Origin of the sequence: Synechococcus sp. W65.1, assembly GCF_047461615.1 — a bacterium.
GTDB lineage: Bacteria > Cyanobacteriota > Cyanobacteriia > Thermostichales > Thermostichaceae > Thermostichus.
In genome coordinates this window covers 70,422-84,956 of the sequence record NZ_JANSHI010000010.1, presented here as the reverse complement: position 1 = coordinate 84,956, position 14,535 = coordinate 70,422, and the positions used below count along the sequence as shown (strand labels likewise).

General features: G+C 57.8%; 14 protein-coding genes and 1 tRNA gene. 10 read left to right on the top strand and 5 right to left on the bottom strand.

What is annotated here, in order from left to right; all coding sequences use genetic code 11:
• Nucleotides 1-20 precede the first annotated feature (20 nt).
• Both NW806_RS07310 and NW806_RS07305 read right to left on the bottom strand, forming a co-directional pair.
• Entirely contained in the window at nt 21-1,343 is a 1,323-nt protein-coding gene (locus NW806_RS07310; protein WP_414410579.1) for a dihydroorotase, read from the bottom strand.
• A gap of 121 nt (nt 1,344-1,464) precedes the next feature.
• A complete protein-coding gene (locus NW806_RS07305; RefSeq protein ID WP_414410578.1) occupies nt 1,465-1,899 on the bottom strand; it encodes a type IV pilin protein in 435 nt (144 codons plus the stop codon).
• A gap of 501 nt (nt 1,900-2,400) precedes the next feature.
• On the opposite strand from NW806_RS07305, the gene NW806_RS07300 reads away from it, so the two are divergent.
• The 8 genes from NW806_RS07300 to NW806_RS07265 all read left to right on the top strand — a co-directional run bounded on the left by NW806_RS07300 (nt 2,401) and on the right by NW806_RS07265 (nt 8,961).
• Nucleotides 2,401-4,479 carry a molybdopterin oxidoreductase family protein gene (locus tag NW806_RS07300; protein ID WP_414393104.1) on the top strand — a complete coding sequence of 693 codons (2,079 nt, stop codon included), beginning with the start codon at nt 2,401-2,403 and terminating at the stop codon, nt 4,477-4,479.
• Entirely contained in the window at nt 4,476-4,949 is a 474-nt protein-coding gene (locus NW806_RS07295; protein ID WP_414410577.1) for a nitrate reductase associated protein, read from the top strand. Before NW806_RS07300 ends, NW806_RS07295 begins: the two co-directional genes overlap by 4 nt.
• Nucleotides 4,927-6,090 (top strand): molybdopterin molybdotransferase MoeA, encoded by a 1,164-nt coding sequence (locus NW806_RS07290; RefSeq protein WP_011429092.1) that lies wholly within the window; start codon nt 4,927-4,929, stop codon nt 6,088-6,090. Before NW806_RS07295 ends, NW806_RS07290 begins: the two co-directional genes overlap by 23 nt.
• A 1-nt stretch (nt 6,091) precedes the next feature.
• Nucleotides 6,092-7,030: a GTP 3',8-cyclase MoaA gene (moaA, locus tag NW806_RS07285; RefSeq protein ID WP_414410576.1), complete on the top strand. Its 939-nt coding sequence runs from the start codon at nt 6,092-6,094 to the stop codon at nt 7,028-7,030.
• Nucleotides 7,031-7,034: 4 nt separating this feature from the next.
• On the top strand, nt 7,035-8,129 hold the full coding sequence (gene moaC / locus NW806_RS07280) for a cyclic pyranopterin monophosphate synthase MoaC (RefSeq protein WP_414410575.1): 1,095 nt from the start codon (nt 7,035-7,037) through the stop codon (nt 8,127-8,129).
• Nucleotides 8,068-8,367 carry a MoaD/ThiS family protein gene (locus tag NW806_RS07275; protein WP_346426097.1) on the top strand — a complete coding sequence of 100 codons (300 nt, stop codon included), beginning with the start codon at nt 8,068-8,070 and terminating at the stop codon, nt 8,365-8,367. Before moaC ends, NW806_RS07275 begins: the two co-directional genes overlap by 62 nt.
• Entirely contained in the window at nt 8,368-8,853 is a 486-nt protein-coding gene (locus NW806_RS07270; RefSeq protein ID WP_011429088.1) for a molybdopterin synthase catalytic subunit, read from the top strand.
• A 33-nt stretch (nt 8,854-8,886) separates the two neighbouring features.
• Nucleotides 8,887-8,961, top strand: a tRNA-Arg gene (locus tag NW806_RS07265).
• Nucleotides 8,962-9,005: 44 nt separating this feature from the next.
• Here NW806_RS07265 and NW806_RS07260 read toward each other — a convergent pair.
• A complete protein-coding gene (locus tag NW806_RS07260) occupies nt 9,006-10,511 on the bottom strand; it encodes a DUF697 domain-containing protein (protein WP_414410574.1) in 1,506 nt (501 codons plus the stop codon).
• A gap of 101 nt (nt 10,512-10,612) precedes the next feature.
• Nucleotides 10,613-10,786, bottom strand: coding sequence for a hypothetical protein (locus NW806_RS07255; protein ID WP_414406288.1), 174 nt, complete (start codon nt 10,784-10,786; stop codon nt 10,613-10,615).
• Between the two features lie 163 nt (nt 10,787-10,949).
• Between NW806_RS07255 and NW806_RS07250 the strand changes: the two genes are divergently transcribed.
• Both NW806_RS07250 and NW806_RS07245 read left to right on the top strand, forming a co-directional pair.
• Nucleotides 10,950-12,683 carry a phospholipase D-like domain-containing protein gene (locus NW806_RS07250; RefSeq protein ID WP_414410573.1) on the top strand — a complete coding sequence of 578 codons (1,734 nt, stop codon included), beginning with the start codon at nt 10,950-10,952 and terminating at the stop codon, nt 12,681-12,683.
• Nucleotides 12,684-12,716: 33 nt separating this feature from the next.
• A complete protein-coding gene (locus NW806_RS07245; protein ID WP_414410572.1) occupies nt 12,717-13,598 on the top strand; it encodes an arginase family protein in 882 nt (293 codons plus the stop codon).
• Between the two features lie 121 nt (nt 13,599-13,719).
• Here NW806_RS07245 and NW806_RS07240 read toward each other — a convergent pair whose 3' ends face one another.
• A complete protein-coding gene (locus NW806_RS07240) occupies nt 13,720-14,346 on the bottom strand; it encodes a GerMN domain-containing protein (protein WP_414410571.1) in 627 nt (208 codons plus the stop codon).
• Nucleotides 14,347-14,535 lie beyond the last annotated feature (189 nt).

The following is a 14,535-nucleotide window of genomic DNA, read 5'->3' as shown; positions in this document are numbered from 1 at the left end:
GGGGGATCTACCTCTACTTGCTAGCGGCAAACTGTCAGGGCCTGGCCACGCACCGAGGGATCCACCTGGCCGTTTTGAAAGACGATCTGCCCGCCCACAATGGTTAGCAACGGCCAGCCCACCAACTCCCAGCCCTCGAAGGGGCTCCAGCCACATTTGGTCAGCAGCTCTTCCCGTCGCACTGGCTTGGGCGTATGCCGATCCACCAGCACCAGGTCGGCGTCGTAGCCCACCTGCAGCCGCCCCTTGTTGGGGATCCCGTAGAGGCGGGCCGGCGCCTCGCACATCCACTGCACCACCTGGTGTAGGGTACAGCGGCCCTGCTGCGCGGCCGTCAGCATCAGGGGCAAGGCCGTCTCCACTCCAGGCATGCCAGAGGGGGAGTGGGGGTAGGGCTGGGCCTTCTCGGTCAGGGTGTGGGGGGCATGGTCGGTGGCGATGCAGTCCAGAATGCCGTCGTGCAGCCCCTGCCAGAGTTGCTCCAAATTGGCGGGATCCCGCAGCGGCGGGTTCATCTGGGCCAGGGATCCTAGGCGAGCGTAATCGGCAGTGCTCAGCAGCAGGTGTTGGGGGGTAACCTCAGCGCTGACCCAGGCCGGCTTGTGCTGGCGCAGCAGCTCCACCTCCAGGCCAGTGGAGAGGTGCAAAATGTGCAGGCGGTGGCGGTAGCGGGTGGCCAAGTCTAGAGCTCGGCGCGAGGCAATCAAGGCTGCTTCTTCGTCCTGAATGAGGGAGTGAACCGCCACATCCGTACGTCCGGCAAAAAGAGCTCGGCGGGCCTGAATTCGCGTGTGATCCTCAGCGTGGACAGCAATGACCAGGTTGGGATCCGTTTCGGCAAAGATCCTCTCTAGGGCAGCCTGATCATCCACCAGTAGCGGACCATGCATGGATCCCATGAAGATCTTGATGCCGCAGGCTCCTTGCGCCCGTTGCAGCTCCTTTAAGTTATCGGCAGTGGCTCCAATGAAAAAGCCATAGTTGACGACGCACTTGCTGGCAGCCCGCGCCAATTTGTCCTCCAGCGTTCTCTGGTCAATTGTTGGCGGATCCGTATTGGGCATCTCCAAAAAGCTGGTTACCCCACCGCGAGCGCAAGCCCAGGATCCCGTCTGCAGGTCTTCTTTGTGCTCGCGGCCTGGCTCGCGAAAGTGAACCTGGGGATCGATCACCCCCGGCATCAGGGTATGGCCCTTGGCCTCGATGACCCTAGCCACCCCTTCTGTGGAGAGATGTTGGCCAATCTGGGCAATCCGCCCGTCCTGCACCAGCACATCTCCCACCCAGGGATCCCCTTCCGGTACCACCAGCTCGGCATTGCGGATCAGCAGGCTACTGGCCAAAGCTCCGCTTCCCCTTTCACAGGCGCTTTCAAGATAACACCTGTCGAGCAGGTTAAGAACCGGCCAATCGATGGAACAGCTAGTCGGCAGCTCAAGCTCAAGTTGCCCGAGTCTTGTCTTCCTAGCGATAGAGGTTGCAAGAGCTGCGCAGGTCGTAGCCAGAGGCCAAAACCTCTTGCTGGCAATCCCCTAAGCCAAGGTCGCAGCGCAGGAGATCCCCACTAACAGTTGTATGTGTGTGAGACTCAGTCATCCAACGAACGCCGCTTGAGCTGGCGGTGGGAGGAACAACTTCAGGAAGACGATAGTTGGGGGCTTGCCAAGGATCTTGCAAATAGCGATCCCTGTGGATCCCGCCAAATTCAATATCGGCGTAGGCAGGAGGATAAACCATGAAGTCCATTCGGAAAACTTCTGAAGCATCGCCGATAGCTGCTAGAGCTGTCTGGGCTTCTGCAACTCTGGAACGGCGAATGTGGTTAAGAAAATTGGGAATGCTAATAGCAGAGAGAATGCCGACAATTACGATTACCGCCAGCAGCTTGATCAAGGTCATGACGTGCGGAGCTTTAGTTGCTCGACGGCAGAGCATTAGATAGGCTTTATGAAGAGAAAGTCAGCTCATAGCAGCGTCTGCTTCCCCTTTGGAGCGTCAGTATCCAAGTGCAAACGACTCGGGGGCCTTTCTCCCCTATGCAGCTTGATCTCAGGTTGCCCTTTACAGACCTAAAACTTTCCTCGCCTCGTCTAGCAGGACGGAGCCTTTAGGAGCACTCCTTGCCTGTTTCTCCCTTGCTTTGCCTAGAGACCTAACCGCAGTTGGCAGGAGGTGGCTATGCTGCTCAAGCATTCCTCCTATGATGTTTCCGCATAGTGAGGAGCAAAAAGTAACGCAAGCTACAAAAGTTCCAGGTCAATGTCTCTAGGCTGGGGCGTTGGAACTTGTGAGAACCGCGGCAAGGACAGCTAGATAAGCAAGCCTTAGGCCCAACACCCCTAGCTTCTTTCCCTACGGCCGCCTTGCCCACACCAAGCCAAGTAACAACAGAGGGGGAACATGGATAACGTACGCAGCCTTTGTCCCTACTGTGGGGTTGGTTGTGGCCTAGAAATTCTGGCCGACGGCACAAAAATTCGCGGCGATCGAGCTCATCCGTCCAGCCAGGGCATGGTTTGCGTTAAGGGTGCGACTCTCCTGGAAACCCTCGATTGCAATCGGGCTACGGTGCCTCTCTATCGCCCTAGCCTCAGCGAGGATTTCCAGCCGGTGAGCTGGGATCAAGCGCTGGATTTAATTGTCGAGCGCATTCGCCAGACCTCTCCCGAAAGGATTGCCATCTACGGCTCAGGGCAGTTGCTAACCGAAGATTACTACATTGCCCAAAAGCTACTTAAGGGGTGTCTAGGAAGCAATAACTTCGACAGCAATTCCCGCCTCTGCATGTCTTCTGCCGTAGAGGGCTACAGCCAGAGTCTCGGCTCGGACGGCCCCCCCTGTAGCTACACGGATCTCGATAGCTGCGAGCTGGCTTTTTTGATCGGCACCAATACCGCTGAATGCCACCCAATTCTGTTCAATCGCTTGCGCAAGCGCCACAAAAGCGACCCAAGCCTAAAGATTGTTGTGGTGGATCCCCGTCGTACGCAGACGGCTGAGGAGGCCGATTTGTATCTGAGGATTACTCCAGGTAGCGATATTGACTTGCTCAATGGCATTGCTCACCTACTCATTCAGTGGGGCGCCATCAACCATGACTTCATTGCCCAGCACACCGAAGGCTTTGAAGCCTATGCTGCCCTGGTTGCCGACTACACCCCTGAGCAAGTAGCCAGCCGCTGTGGCCTAGAAGTTGAGGAGGTACTTGCTGTTGCGCGACTGTGGCAGCAGTCGCAGAAAACGCTTTCCATGTGGTCGATGGGGCTTAACCAGTCCAGCGAAGGCACGGCCAAGGTGACCAGCCTCATCAATCTCCATTTGCTCACCGGCCAGATAGGGTTTGCAGGGGCAGGGCCCTTTTCGCTAACAGGTCAGCCCAATGCTATGGGCGGTCGAGAAGCGGGCGGCTTGGCACATCTATTGCCCGGCTACCGCAAGGTTACGAATCCAGAGGATCGGGCAGCAGTGGAGCAGCACTGGCAGCTTGGCCCAATTAACCCTGAACCTGGCCTTGATGCGCTGGGGATGATCCGTGCCCTCGAAGCCGATGCCCTCGATATTTTCTGGATTGCCGCCACCAATCCCCTGGTGAGCCTGCCTGATCTACGTCGGGTAGAAGCAGCTCTGGCGCGGTCGCCCTTTACGATTGTCCAAGACGCCTACTTCCCCACCGAAAGCACTGCCTATGCCCATCTGGTACTCCCTGCTGCCCAGTGGGGCGAAAAGACAGGCACCATGACCAATTCGGAGCGCCGCGTTACCCTCTGTCCAGCTTGGCGTAACCCTCCTGGTGAAGCGCGGGCTGATTGGGAAATTTGGGCGGAAGTAGGCCGCCGCCTGGGCTTTGCCAAGGCATTTGACTTTGCCGATAGCGCTGAGGTCTTTGCCGAATATGTGGGTCTAACTGCCGGGCGTCTCTGCGATCAGTCTGGCCTCAGCCATGAGCTCCTGCGCCAGGGGCCCCAGCAATGGCCATATCCGCGCACAGGTTCAGTGGAGACCCGCAACCTCTATACCGATCACCGTTTCCCAACGCCCACAGGTCGTGCCCGCTTTATCCCCAGCCATTCCCGCGGCCTTGCCGAGCCGCCCGACCCTGAATATCCCTACATCCTCACCACAGGACGTCTCTATGGCCATTGGCACACCCAAACCCGCACTGGACATGTCGCCAAAATCCGAGCAATGCACCCCCAACCCTTTCTCGAAATCCATCCCCGCGATGCCAGCAAGGTAGGGCTAACTGAGGGTGACTGGGTGAGGATTGAATCACGGCGCGGCAAGGCTACCCTGCCGGTTAAAATTACCTGCGCCATCAGCCCTGGCACAGTGTTCATGCCCATGCACTGGGGGGCATTGTGGGGCAATGATACAAGCTGTAACGCTCTCACCCACCCGGTTGCCTGCCCCAGCTCAAAGCAACCTGAACTCAAAGCCTGTGCCGTCAAGCTTAGTCGCATCGAGCTGCCACCAAAATGATCTTTAAGTTTGAGCAAGACTTTGCCGACAGCCTTCGCTGCATTCCCATGATCGTGCGCTTAAAGCTCGATCAGTGCGGCATCAAGCTCAAGTTACATCAGTGGCTGCGTTTTAGTTACCAGCAGCGCCAAAGTTTGGTTGACCTGCCAACGGATACCGCTGACAACCGAGCTGCCTACCGCGCCTACCTAATTCACCTTATCGAAAGTGTCTGCCAAGAGCAGGCCGCTGAGGTAATTGTTGATCCAAACCCTGCCTGGGAAGACGCTACCACCATCCCTGACTGCGTTCTTGAGCAGGCGGCAGCCAAGGGGGTCGTGCTGACTCTTGAGCTATGGCAAAAGCTGACCCCGTTGCAGCGCTTTGCCCTCATTAAGCTCAGTCGCCCTGGCCACGAAAACCGCAATTTCCTACCCGCCTTTCAGGAATTTTCCGCACCCCACACCTATGGTCACTGTCCAGGAAGCTGAAGCCATTATTAAAGACCACTGGCTGCCAGCCAAAACCGAGTCGATCCCGATTGCAAGCTGTGTGGGGCGGGTTTTGGCAGAGCCGATCTACGCCGATCGGGACTACCCGCCAATTAACCGGGTCCTGATGGACGGTATCGCCATCAACTATGCCGCTTATGCTGCTGGGCAGCGAAGCTTTGCTGTTGCAGGCATAGCCCCTGCGGGGACAAGCCCTGCCACCCTGCCCGATCCGCAGCAGTGCTTGGAAGTGATGACTGGCTGTGCCCTGCCGCTGGGTAGTGATCTCGTCATTCCCTACGAGCAAATTCGTATCGAGGGAGGAATTGCCACCATCACCCAGGAAGTCGAACGCAACAGGGGTGATTTTGTTCATCCCCAAGGTAGCGATTGTTCTGCAGGAGCGCTGGTTCTCCGCCCCGGCATTACCCTCAAGAGCATCCACGTCGGGATCTTGGCCTCCTTTGGCTACAGCCGCATCCAAGTTGAGAGGACTCCTCGCATCAAAGTTGTGGCAACTGGCAGCGAATTGATTCCCATTGAGCAGACCCCTGCACCCTACCAACTGCGGCGCTCCAACGCTGAGGCCCTCCGAGCGGCTCTTCTTGCCTACGGGTATACCGAGGTTGAGACCGATCACCTTCCGGACGATCCTGCTGCCATTGCCACCCACTACCAAGCCAATACCCCAAACTACGACCTCTTGATTTACTCTGGGGGTGTTTCAAGGGGAAAGTGTGACTACTTGCCGGCCATCTGGCAAAGCTGTGGTGTTACTGCCTACATCCACGGCGTGGCGCAAAAGCCAGGCAAGCCAATGTGGTTTGGCATCGACCATCAGGCCAATACTATAGTTTGGGGCCTCCCAGGCAACCCCATCTCAGCTCTTGTATGTTTGCATCGTTATCTCCTCAACCGTAACACTGACTCTGGGCACCTAAGTGAAGTCATTACCTTCAAACCCAATCTCACTCTTTTTGTGCCGGTTAAGATGAGCGCCAACCGAGTCTTTACACCGATTATGCCTAACAACTCCGGAGACTTCATCGCTCTAACAGACAGCGATGGCTTTGTAGAGTTACCCCCGGCTCAAACTATCCTCAGCCCCGAGCAAAGCATCCAATTCTATCCGTGGTACTAAGATGCAGCTAGTGGATCAATGGAATCGTCGCATTCGCAAGCTAAGGGTTTCTCTAACCGATCAATGCAACCTTCGCTGCCGCTACTGCATGCCTTTGCATCCAGAATTTCTGGACAAAAGTAGCTACTTAACTCCGCAGCAATACAAAGAAATTATTGGCGAGTTGCTGGACTATGGCATTGAAGAAGTTCGCATTACAGGTGGTGAGCCTCTGGTTCGGCAAGACTTTGATGAAGTCATTCAGGAACTTGCCGAGCTGAAGATCCCGTCCCTCAGCCTAACAACCAATGGCCTGCTGCTCCACCGCTACTGGGACGTTCTCAAGGCTGCCAACGTTCTCAACCTTAATGTTAGCCTCGATAGCCTACAGCCCTCCACCCAAGCTGCAATTGCCCGTCGCGACTGCCTGGCGGATATTCTCCGTAATATCCAGGAGGGTATTGCCCGGGGATTTAGCCTCAAAGTCAATACGGTTGTAATGCGGGGGATCAACGATTGCGAGCTATTTGATTTCGTTGAGTTTGCCCGCAAGACAGGCGTGACAGTTCGCTTTCTGGAGCTGATGCGGGTCGGCTATGCCAACTCTCTCTATGAAGAACACTACGTTTCAGCACAAGAGTGCATTGCCCGTCTGCAAGAACGCTATACTCTAACCCCCCTTCCAGCGGCACCTGATTCGACAGCGTTTTACTTTACAATCGACGAGAATGTTAAAGTTGGATTTATTGCCTCTGAGTCTCAGCCCTTCTGCAGCAGCTGTTCCCGGTGGCGCTTGACAGCTGATGGTCGTCTTTTTGCCTGCCTATTTAGTGAGGAGGGTCTCTCGGTTCGAGACAAAACACCAGGCCAACGTCAGCAAATTTACCAGCAGCTTTTGGGGATGAAACCACTGCGCCGGGTTGAGCAGGTCTCACACCCAATGTACGGCTTAGGGGGCTAGCTCTATGGACAAAGCTGATCGTAAATGGGCCCATCTTAATGCTCAAGGCCATCCGCATATGGTAGATATTAGCCACAAATCGGTGTCTTTGCGAACGGCCACAGCACGGGCAAGAGTTCAACTGCCACCTGCTCTCAGATCCTATGTTGTTGGCCAAGATATCCACCTGAAAAAAGGACCGGTATTTCAGACAGCAACCATTGCTGGTACAATGGCTGTTAAAAGAACTGACCAACTGATCCCCTTTTGTCATCAGATCCCTGTTGAAGACTGCACCTTTGATATCACAATTGATGATCACTTGCTTGTAACCATCCACTGCACTGTCAAGACCAGCGCTAAGACAGGGGTTGAAATGGAAGCTCTCTGTGGTGCGGCAACAGCAGCGCTGACAATCTATGACATGTGCAAGTCGGTGTCGCCCCATATCTGCATCCAGGAGACCCGCCTAGTAACTAAGTCCGGCGGCAAAAACGCCCTCCTGGAACGTCCCCTCTATGGCTTGGTGCTCACAGGGGGACGTAGCAAGCGCATGGGTCGCGATAAAGCGCTGCTGAACCCTTTTGGCAAACCCCACGCCGCCTATCTCTATGAACTGCTGCAGCCCTACTGCCAGCAGGTTTACTTGTCAGCGCGTGCCGGTCAGTGGTCGGGCACAGCTCTAGAGCTCTTGCCCACACTACCAGATCTAGTAGAAAGCGTTGGCCCGATCAGTGGCCTATTGACTGCCTTGAATACTCATCCTGAAGCTAACTGGTTGGTTGTTGCCTGTGATCTACTGAACCTTCGGTCAGAAACAATCCAAAAGCTGCTGGATCACTACCAAGCCGAAACAATCGCAACTTGCTATGTTAACCCCGAGCGCGGCTTCCCGGAAGCTCTTTGCGCCATCTATACTCCTCAAGCTGCAGCGGTACTAGAAAGGGCTTACGCGGAAGGGGTGTACTGCCCTGTGGAAATCCTCAGCAGGCAGCCCTGCACCCTAGTTACCCCCAACCATGAGGTCGAGCTCATGAACGTCAATACCGCCGAGGAGTATGCCACTTTCCAATCAGTTTGGGGTAGTTGCAGCCATGGTAACTCAATCTGTCCTAAGTAAGACCGTAACAATTCAATATGTAGCAGTGCTGCGGGAACAGGCTCAGCGGAGCAGCGAAGTGCTGCAAACCAGTGCAGCAAACTACCTAGAGCTCTATCAGCAGCTGCAAGCAAAGTATGGATTTTCGCTAGCAGCGGAGGACGTTAAGGTTGCTGTCAATCATGAGTTCTGTGACTTGACTAGGCCGATAGATGAAGGTGCCTTGGTAGTTTTCATTCCACCAGTTTGTGGGGGCTAAATGCTGCGTTTTCTAATTGTGGATAGCACCATCCAGCCAGCTGAACTCAGTCGTTTGCTCGTCAATAACACAGCGGGTGCCTTAGTAACCTTCGAGGGCTGGGTACGCAACCACAGCCAGGGCAAACCTGTTCTCAGCTTGGAGTACGAAGTCTACGAGATCCTTGCCCAGAAGGAGGGCGAGAAGATCCTCCGAGAAGCCCACGCCAAGTTTGGCCTCTGCGGTGCTGTTGCCTGTCACCGCCAGGGTCATCTTGCAATTGGTGATATTGCGGTTTGGGTTGGTGCTACAGCTGAACATCGCGGCGCCGCTTTTGCTGGAGCACGTTACATCATTGATGCAATCAAGGAGCGCTTGCCCATTTGGAAAAAAGAGTACTACTGGGGTGAGCCGCCGCGTTGGGTTTTATGTCAGAAAGCAAAGCCTTTGTTCCAGCAATTCCATAAGAACGCTATTGCTCGGCAGCCTTGCGGCGATACCCCCTAGCCTCTCTGCTAGTATCAGTGAGGTACCTGACCTGGGGCTGTAGCTCAGCCTGGATAGAGCAAGCGCCTCCTAAGCGCTAGGTCGGCGGTTCAAATCCGCCCAGTCCCGTCAGCCCTGCTGGTTTCCTAGCGGGTTCTTGGAAAAGTCTTCGGCTAGCTGCTGGAGCTGGAGGGGGCCTGGCGAGCTAACTGTCTGAGGAAAGCCAGGGGATGGCCGTTCTGGAGCTGCTGCCTCAGCCGCTCTTGCAGGAGCTCCTCCTGCCAGGGATCCCCTGACTGCAGCCACTCCAGGTAGCTGAGTCCTGCCACCCGCGTCAGATAGGCTCCGCTAGCTGCCTGCAGAGGGATCCCCATGAGCATCCAGGGGCTGGCTTTGAGGGCAGAGCTGAAGGCATGGGTAGCTAGCTCCAGTCCGCCCAGTTGCACAATCATTTGGGCCAAGCGGTGAGCAATTGCCTGAGCCTGCTGCAGGGTAATGCGGCGATCGAAGACTTGGTGCAGCTCTCCAATCATGCGGGCCTGAATGGCCACCCCCGCCAGGACATCCAAGGCAGGGAGGGGGGTTACCGCCAGAGCTGCAGCCGTTGCCCACTGCATCCGCTCCACGATCTGGCGGCCCCGTTGGCGGCGCTCTTCCCGCAGGGCTTGCTGGACAGCCTCGCTCAAGGTTCGGGTTTGCAGCAGGGCGTTGGCTAGGCGCAGATGGGATCCCTTTTGCTGCAGTAGGCGGGCCATCTGCTGGATGAGGGCGGCGGTATCAGGGGGCTGGGGCTCCCAGGTCTCCTGACGGGATCCGTCCGGGAAGCAGTAGCGGACTTTCAAGGGCTCGGGGTCAGCGGCAATGGCCACCACCTGCTCAGGAGGAATGACGCCGGCAGTGCGGCGGCGCAGGTGGGTTAGGACGGTCTCCACATCTTCCGGCAGCATTTGATCCGTCTTGTTGAGGGCCAGGATAGTGGCTTTTCCCAACCGAGCCAACTCCAGCAGCTCCGCGTATTCCGAAGCCAGCAGATCCCCGGCCACCACCACAATCAACAGATCCGCTTTCTGGGCGAGGGCGCGGGCCTCTGCTTCGCCGGCACCGCCGATGGTCAATAGCCCAGGGGTATCGGTGAGGTAAATGGGGCTGTTCCAACCTTCCAGTTGATAGGTGTGAATGGAGCCCTGCTGGGTGGTGCCCAGAGTGGGGGCAGTTTCCCCAACCGGCCGCCCCAGCAGAGCGTTGATGAGAGAGGTTTTGCCAGCAGAAGCCGTGCCAAACACCACTAGGTGCAATGCCTCCTCAGCCAGCCGCCGATCGATCTCCTGTTTCTTGGCTTGCAGGGCACGGCGGCTGATGTCGTTTTGCAACTTCTGGATAAGGGAATCGACATCCTGCAGATCTGCCTGCACCTGAGCCCGCGTCAACTTAACCCGCCGCCGCGGCTTGGCCCCTGGGGTGGGCTCCCTTTGTCCTCGGCAAACCTGCTGCCACCAGTGGCGCACCACCAGTCCTGCCGTTACTGTTCCTCCCAGAATGCCGGCCACGGTCAGGTCGGCCAGCGGTTCCGAGTAGGAGGCGATAGAGCTGTGGATGCCGCCAACCCACTGCAGGTACTGGCTCAAGGCCACTAGTCCTAGCCCTGTCAATAGCCACAGCCAAGTGGAGCGCGACAACACTATGCCAACTCCCCGTCTGCCCAAATGTTTCCCTATCTCCCCCCAGCCGCTTCTTGAGCAGGGGGCGTGCTGTAGCTGAGCATACAGTCAATCGCTCTCAGCTAATTCAGGCCAGGGATCCCTGCCAAGACGCTCAAGACCCCTGGTGGCTCCGACGGCGCTGGCAAGAACTTACCCCCGCGGTAATCCAATAGCTGCGCCAGCAACAAATAGCCCACCCCCAGAGCAATGGCCAGAACTCCTGTAATAATGGCTACCCACTTGGGCCGTTCCACGCCGGGCCTCCTCAATCAACCGCTAGACTTATCTTATTGCCCCAAAGCTCTGGCGATGACGTAGATGAGGCCGTTGACGGCTCGAATGTAGGACGGGGCTTTATGCCCAGTTTTTCGGCAAAGTTCGGTATTCTGAAGGGGGTTGCTGCAAGGGGAAAAGGGGATGAACCGGATCCCGTCTTGGTGGCGGCAACTGCGCCGGTGGCTGCCCTGGGCCGCCTTGCTGTTGATCCTGGTAGCAGTTGGCTACTGGGTAGGCCCTCGGCCCTCTACCCAAGAGCCAGAGCTGCCCACCCTGGCCCCTCTGCCGCAGCACCCCCGCATCCGGGTGGCGTTTAACCAAAGCCGCGAGAGCACCTATCGGGATCCCTATCGCCAGATCCAACGCTACGGCTACAACCTGGAGGAGTTGATTATCTCCCAAATTCGTTCTGCTCGGCGGTCGGTGGATGTGGCGGTACAGGAGCTAAACTTGCCCCTCATCGCCCAGGCCCTTGCAGAGCGGCGGCAGGCCGGGATCCCAGTGCGCGTGATTACCGAAAACACCTACGTGCGGGCCTGGCACCGGCTGACCCCTGCCGAAGTGCAGGCGCTAGACGAGCGCAGCCGTCAAAAGTTCGAAGAGTATCGCCGCCTGGTGGACGTAAACCGGGACGGGCGGTTTTCCCCCGAGGAGGTCGCCAGCCGGGATGTGTACGCCTTGCTGGATAGAGGCCAGGTGCCCTGGCTGGACGACACCGCCGACGGCTCCAAGGGCAGCGGCCTGATGCATCACAAGTTTGTAGTTATCGACGGGCAGCGGGTGCTGACTGGCTCAGCCAATTTCACCCTCTCCGATATCCATGGGGATTTCGATGCTCCTGGCAGCGTGGGCAATGCCAACCACCTGCTGCTACTGGATAGCCCCGAGCTGGCCCGCATCTATACGGAGGAGTTCAACCTCATGTGGGGGGACGGGCCGGGAGGGCTGCCCGATAGCCGCTTTGGCGTGCAAAAGCGCAAGCGACCCCTGCAGACGGTGTTGATTGACGATGCCGTCGTGGAGGTGCATTTTTCCCCCGCCAGCCGTTCCCTGCCCTATGAGGCTACTTCTAACGGCATTATTGCGACCACCCTGGCCCAAGCGCAGAAGCGGGTGGATCTGGCTCTGTTTGTCTTTACCGACTCCGGCATTGCCAACCAGCTCCGGCAACTGCACCAGGAGCGCAAGGTGGAGATCCGCGGCCTGTTTGATCCCGGCTTTGCCTTCCGCGACTATAGCCGCACCCTGGAGATGTGGGGGTTGGCGCTTCCAGACGAAAACTGCCGCCTGGATCCGGCCCGCCTGCCCTGGCAGCAGCCCCCCCAAGCCATAGGCATACCCAACCTCGCCCCCGGCGACAAGCTACACCACAAGTTCGCTATTCTCGATCCGGGCACCCCCCAGGCCACGGTGATCACCGGCTCCCACAACTGGTCAGTCTCGGCCAACCACCTCAACGACGAAAACCTCTTGATTATCCGCAATAGGCAGGTGGTGGATCACTTTGTGCGAGAGTTCGAGCGGCTCCTGGCCGAGGCCCGCTTTGGCCCCAGCCGTCGCTTGCGGGAGGAAGTAGAGGAAGCAGCCCGCCGCTGCCCCAACCCCCTTCCGCTTGCCCCTACTTCCCCCACAGTAGAGCCGGAGCTGCTAGAGGCCACCTCGAGGTCCTCCCCTTCGCTAGCTACCCCCAGTCCCCCTCGCGTTAACTTGAACACAGCCACGGCAGCCGAACTGGAGCAGTTGCCTGGCATCGGCCCAGACCTGGCGCAACGGATTATCGAGGCCCGCCCCTTTTCTTCTTTGGAGGATCTGCAGCGCGTTAAGGGCATCGGCCCAGCCAAGATGGAGCAACTGCGGGGTCGAGTAACTTGGTAGGGATCCCCCCTTTGGCAAGCAGAAACGCCGCCTATGGCCCAGTGGTCCCTCCATCCCTGCTCCCAGTCCAGCGCCAGGGTTCTCCTCATTCCCACTGCCTTTGGCCCGGATACCCAAGCTCCGTTGACCATCCTCAATGCAGGCGCAGAACTGTGTGCTTTTGAGCCGCGCTTGGGGATCGATGTGGATCAGCTGGCGGTGGCGCAGTTGCCGGGGCTGATGGATGAGCCACCCTATGGCCTGTGTGAGGCAGCAGTGACCCAGGCCTGGCGACGACAACAGTGGCCGGTCTTGTTGCCTTCGGTTCTAGCAGCCAGTTGGGGGGCCATTCGTGCCCTTTGGAAGCACTACTTGAGTCTCAGTGTGGTGCATTGCAGCGCTCATGCCAACTTCATGCCCCCCATAGAGATGACCCAGCCAGATCAAGATATGAGCTACGGCAACGGCGCTTGGGTAGAGCTGCTCTACCAGCACGGCCTGCCGGTAGTGCACGTGGGGCTGCGCAGCAGCAGTGCCCGCGCCTACGCTTGGCTAAGAGACCACCACAGCCCCATTTTCTGGGCTCAAGAGGCCTGGGATCCGCAGCAGATCGTCGAGGTTTTGCCGGAGCAGCCAGTGTTTTTGGTGGTGGACTGTAGCGTGCTGGATCCCTCGCTAGCGCCAGCAGTGCACCACCCAGAGCCAGGGGGGCTGAGCTGGTTTCGGTTGTTACAAACTTGTGAGGCCATCTTCGCCGCTCGTCCTGTGGTCGGCGTTTCCCTGGGAGGGGTGGCGGTAAGCTCGGCAACGCGACCAACTGCCCGCATTGCAGCTCGTCTTCTCAATTGGCTGCTGGCCTGTTACGGCCTCTACTCCCTGAAGCTGGATCCCAACCCCGCTAGTCTCGAGCGGCTGGAAAATGAGTCTGGCATATGAAGTCTTTCGCAGTTGTTCTTCCGGAGTTGGGGTCTACCAGCAGCACCTTTTGGCCCAGCTTCACCGTTGGTTGGCCAAGGGCGGACGCTGGAGATAGCTTCACCCCCGAGAGCATGGCTGCTTAAGAGGCCGATGCGGCTGACGGCTCTGCCTTGGATTCTGCCGGAAGCGGGAAACTGGGCAAGAACGAGGCCCGCGTCAAGGGTTGGTCAAGAATCAGCCCTTCTCCCCCTAGCACTTCGAGGGCCTGTCCCTCCACGGAGATCCAAACCCGTGCATTAGGGTTTTGGCTAGTAACCGTGTAGAGTACCTGGGCAATCCGACCCATCATTGCGGTGGATCCCCCCCCTTGCGTAAATTCGGGGGAGAAGTTCAAAAAGATATCGTCGCCTTCCACCCGTACATCCAGTACCCGCGTCTGGGGAGGAATAGCGGTGGTGAGGCGGGGATCCTTGGGTCCAGCGATCAACTCCTCCAGAGCCCTACGAATGGCCTCTTGGGCGTCGAAGGCGCGAAGGGATCGCTCCTGCTGCACGTAGTGGATAGAGTTGTCAACCGTGGTCAGCCAATACAGGGAAAAAGTTTGCCGCGGCCCCCTGCTGTACCACCAGGCTCCTCCCACAAGCCCCAATCCCACCAAGAAGCCAAGCACTCCCACCTGCAAGGCCTGGCCACGTCGTCGGCGGGGGCGTTGCTCTCCCTCCTTGAGGAAGCCGAGTTGGGCAGGACGCCCTTCGTAGTGGCTCATTGCTGCCAATCTCTTTGCTTTACTAGCTCTAGGGTAGCGGAGAAAAGCTCCCTCTGCCGGGAGACAAGCCTAAGAGAAACTCAATTGACGTTCTCCGCAGGCCTAGAGGGGGATCCTTTCCCAGCTTGCTCTCTCAAGAGCAAGGGGCGGCTACCGTCAGCTCGAGGGGAGGTGACGCCTGGCCAGATC

What these genes read in the sequence shown, in the direction of transcription:
- NW806_RS07305 (WP_414410578.1), bottom strand. Translation starts at nt 1,899, where the DNA reads ATGACCTTGATCAAGCTGCTGGCGGTAATCGTAATTGTCGGCATTCTC.
- NW806_RS07290 (WP_011429092.1), top strand. Translation starts at nt 4,927, where the DNA reads ATGGTCACTGTCCAGGAAGCTGAAGCCATTATTAAAGACCACTGGCTG.
- moaA (WP_414410576.1), top strand. Translation starts at nt 6,092, where the DNA reads ATGCAGCTAGTGGATCAATGGAATCGTCGCATTCGCAAGCTAAGGGTT.
- NW806_RS07295 (WP_414410577.1), top strand. Translation starts at nt 4,476, where the DNA reads ATGATCTTTAAGTTTGAGCAAGACTTTGCCGACAGCCTTCGCTGCATT.
- NW806_RS07240 (WP_414410571.1), bottom strand. Translation starts at nt 14,346, where the DNA reads ATGAGCCACTACGAAGGGCGTCCTGCCCAACTCGGCTTCCTCAAGGAG.
- NW806_RS07275 (WP_346426097.1), top strand. Translation starts at nt 8,068, where the DNA reads ATGCCACTTTCCAATCAGTTTGGGGTAGTTGCAGCCATGGTAACTCAA.
- NW806_RS07270 (WP_011429088.1), top strand. Translation starts at nt 8,368, where the DNA reads ATGCTGCGTTTTCTAATTGTGGATAGCACCATCCAGCCAGCTGAACTC.
- NW806_RS07250 (WP_414410573.1), top strand. Translation starts at nt 10,950, where the DNA reads ATGAACCGGATCCCGTCTTGGTGGCGGCAACTGCGCCGGTGGCTGCCC.
- NW806_RS07245 (WP_414410572.1), top strand. Translation starts at nt 12,717, where the DNA reads ATGGCCCAGTGGTCCCTCCATCCCTGCTCCCAGTCCAGCGCCAGGGTT.
- moaC (WP_414410575.1), top strand. Translation starts at nt 7,035, where the DNA reads ATGGACAAAGCTGATCGTAAATGGGCCCATCTTAATGCTCAAGGCCAT.
- NW806_RS07300 (WP_414393104.1), top strand. Translation starts at nt 2,401, where the DNA reads ATGGATAACGTACGCAGCCTTTGTCCCTACTGTGGGGTTGGTTGTGGC.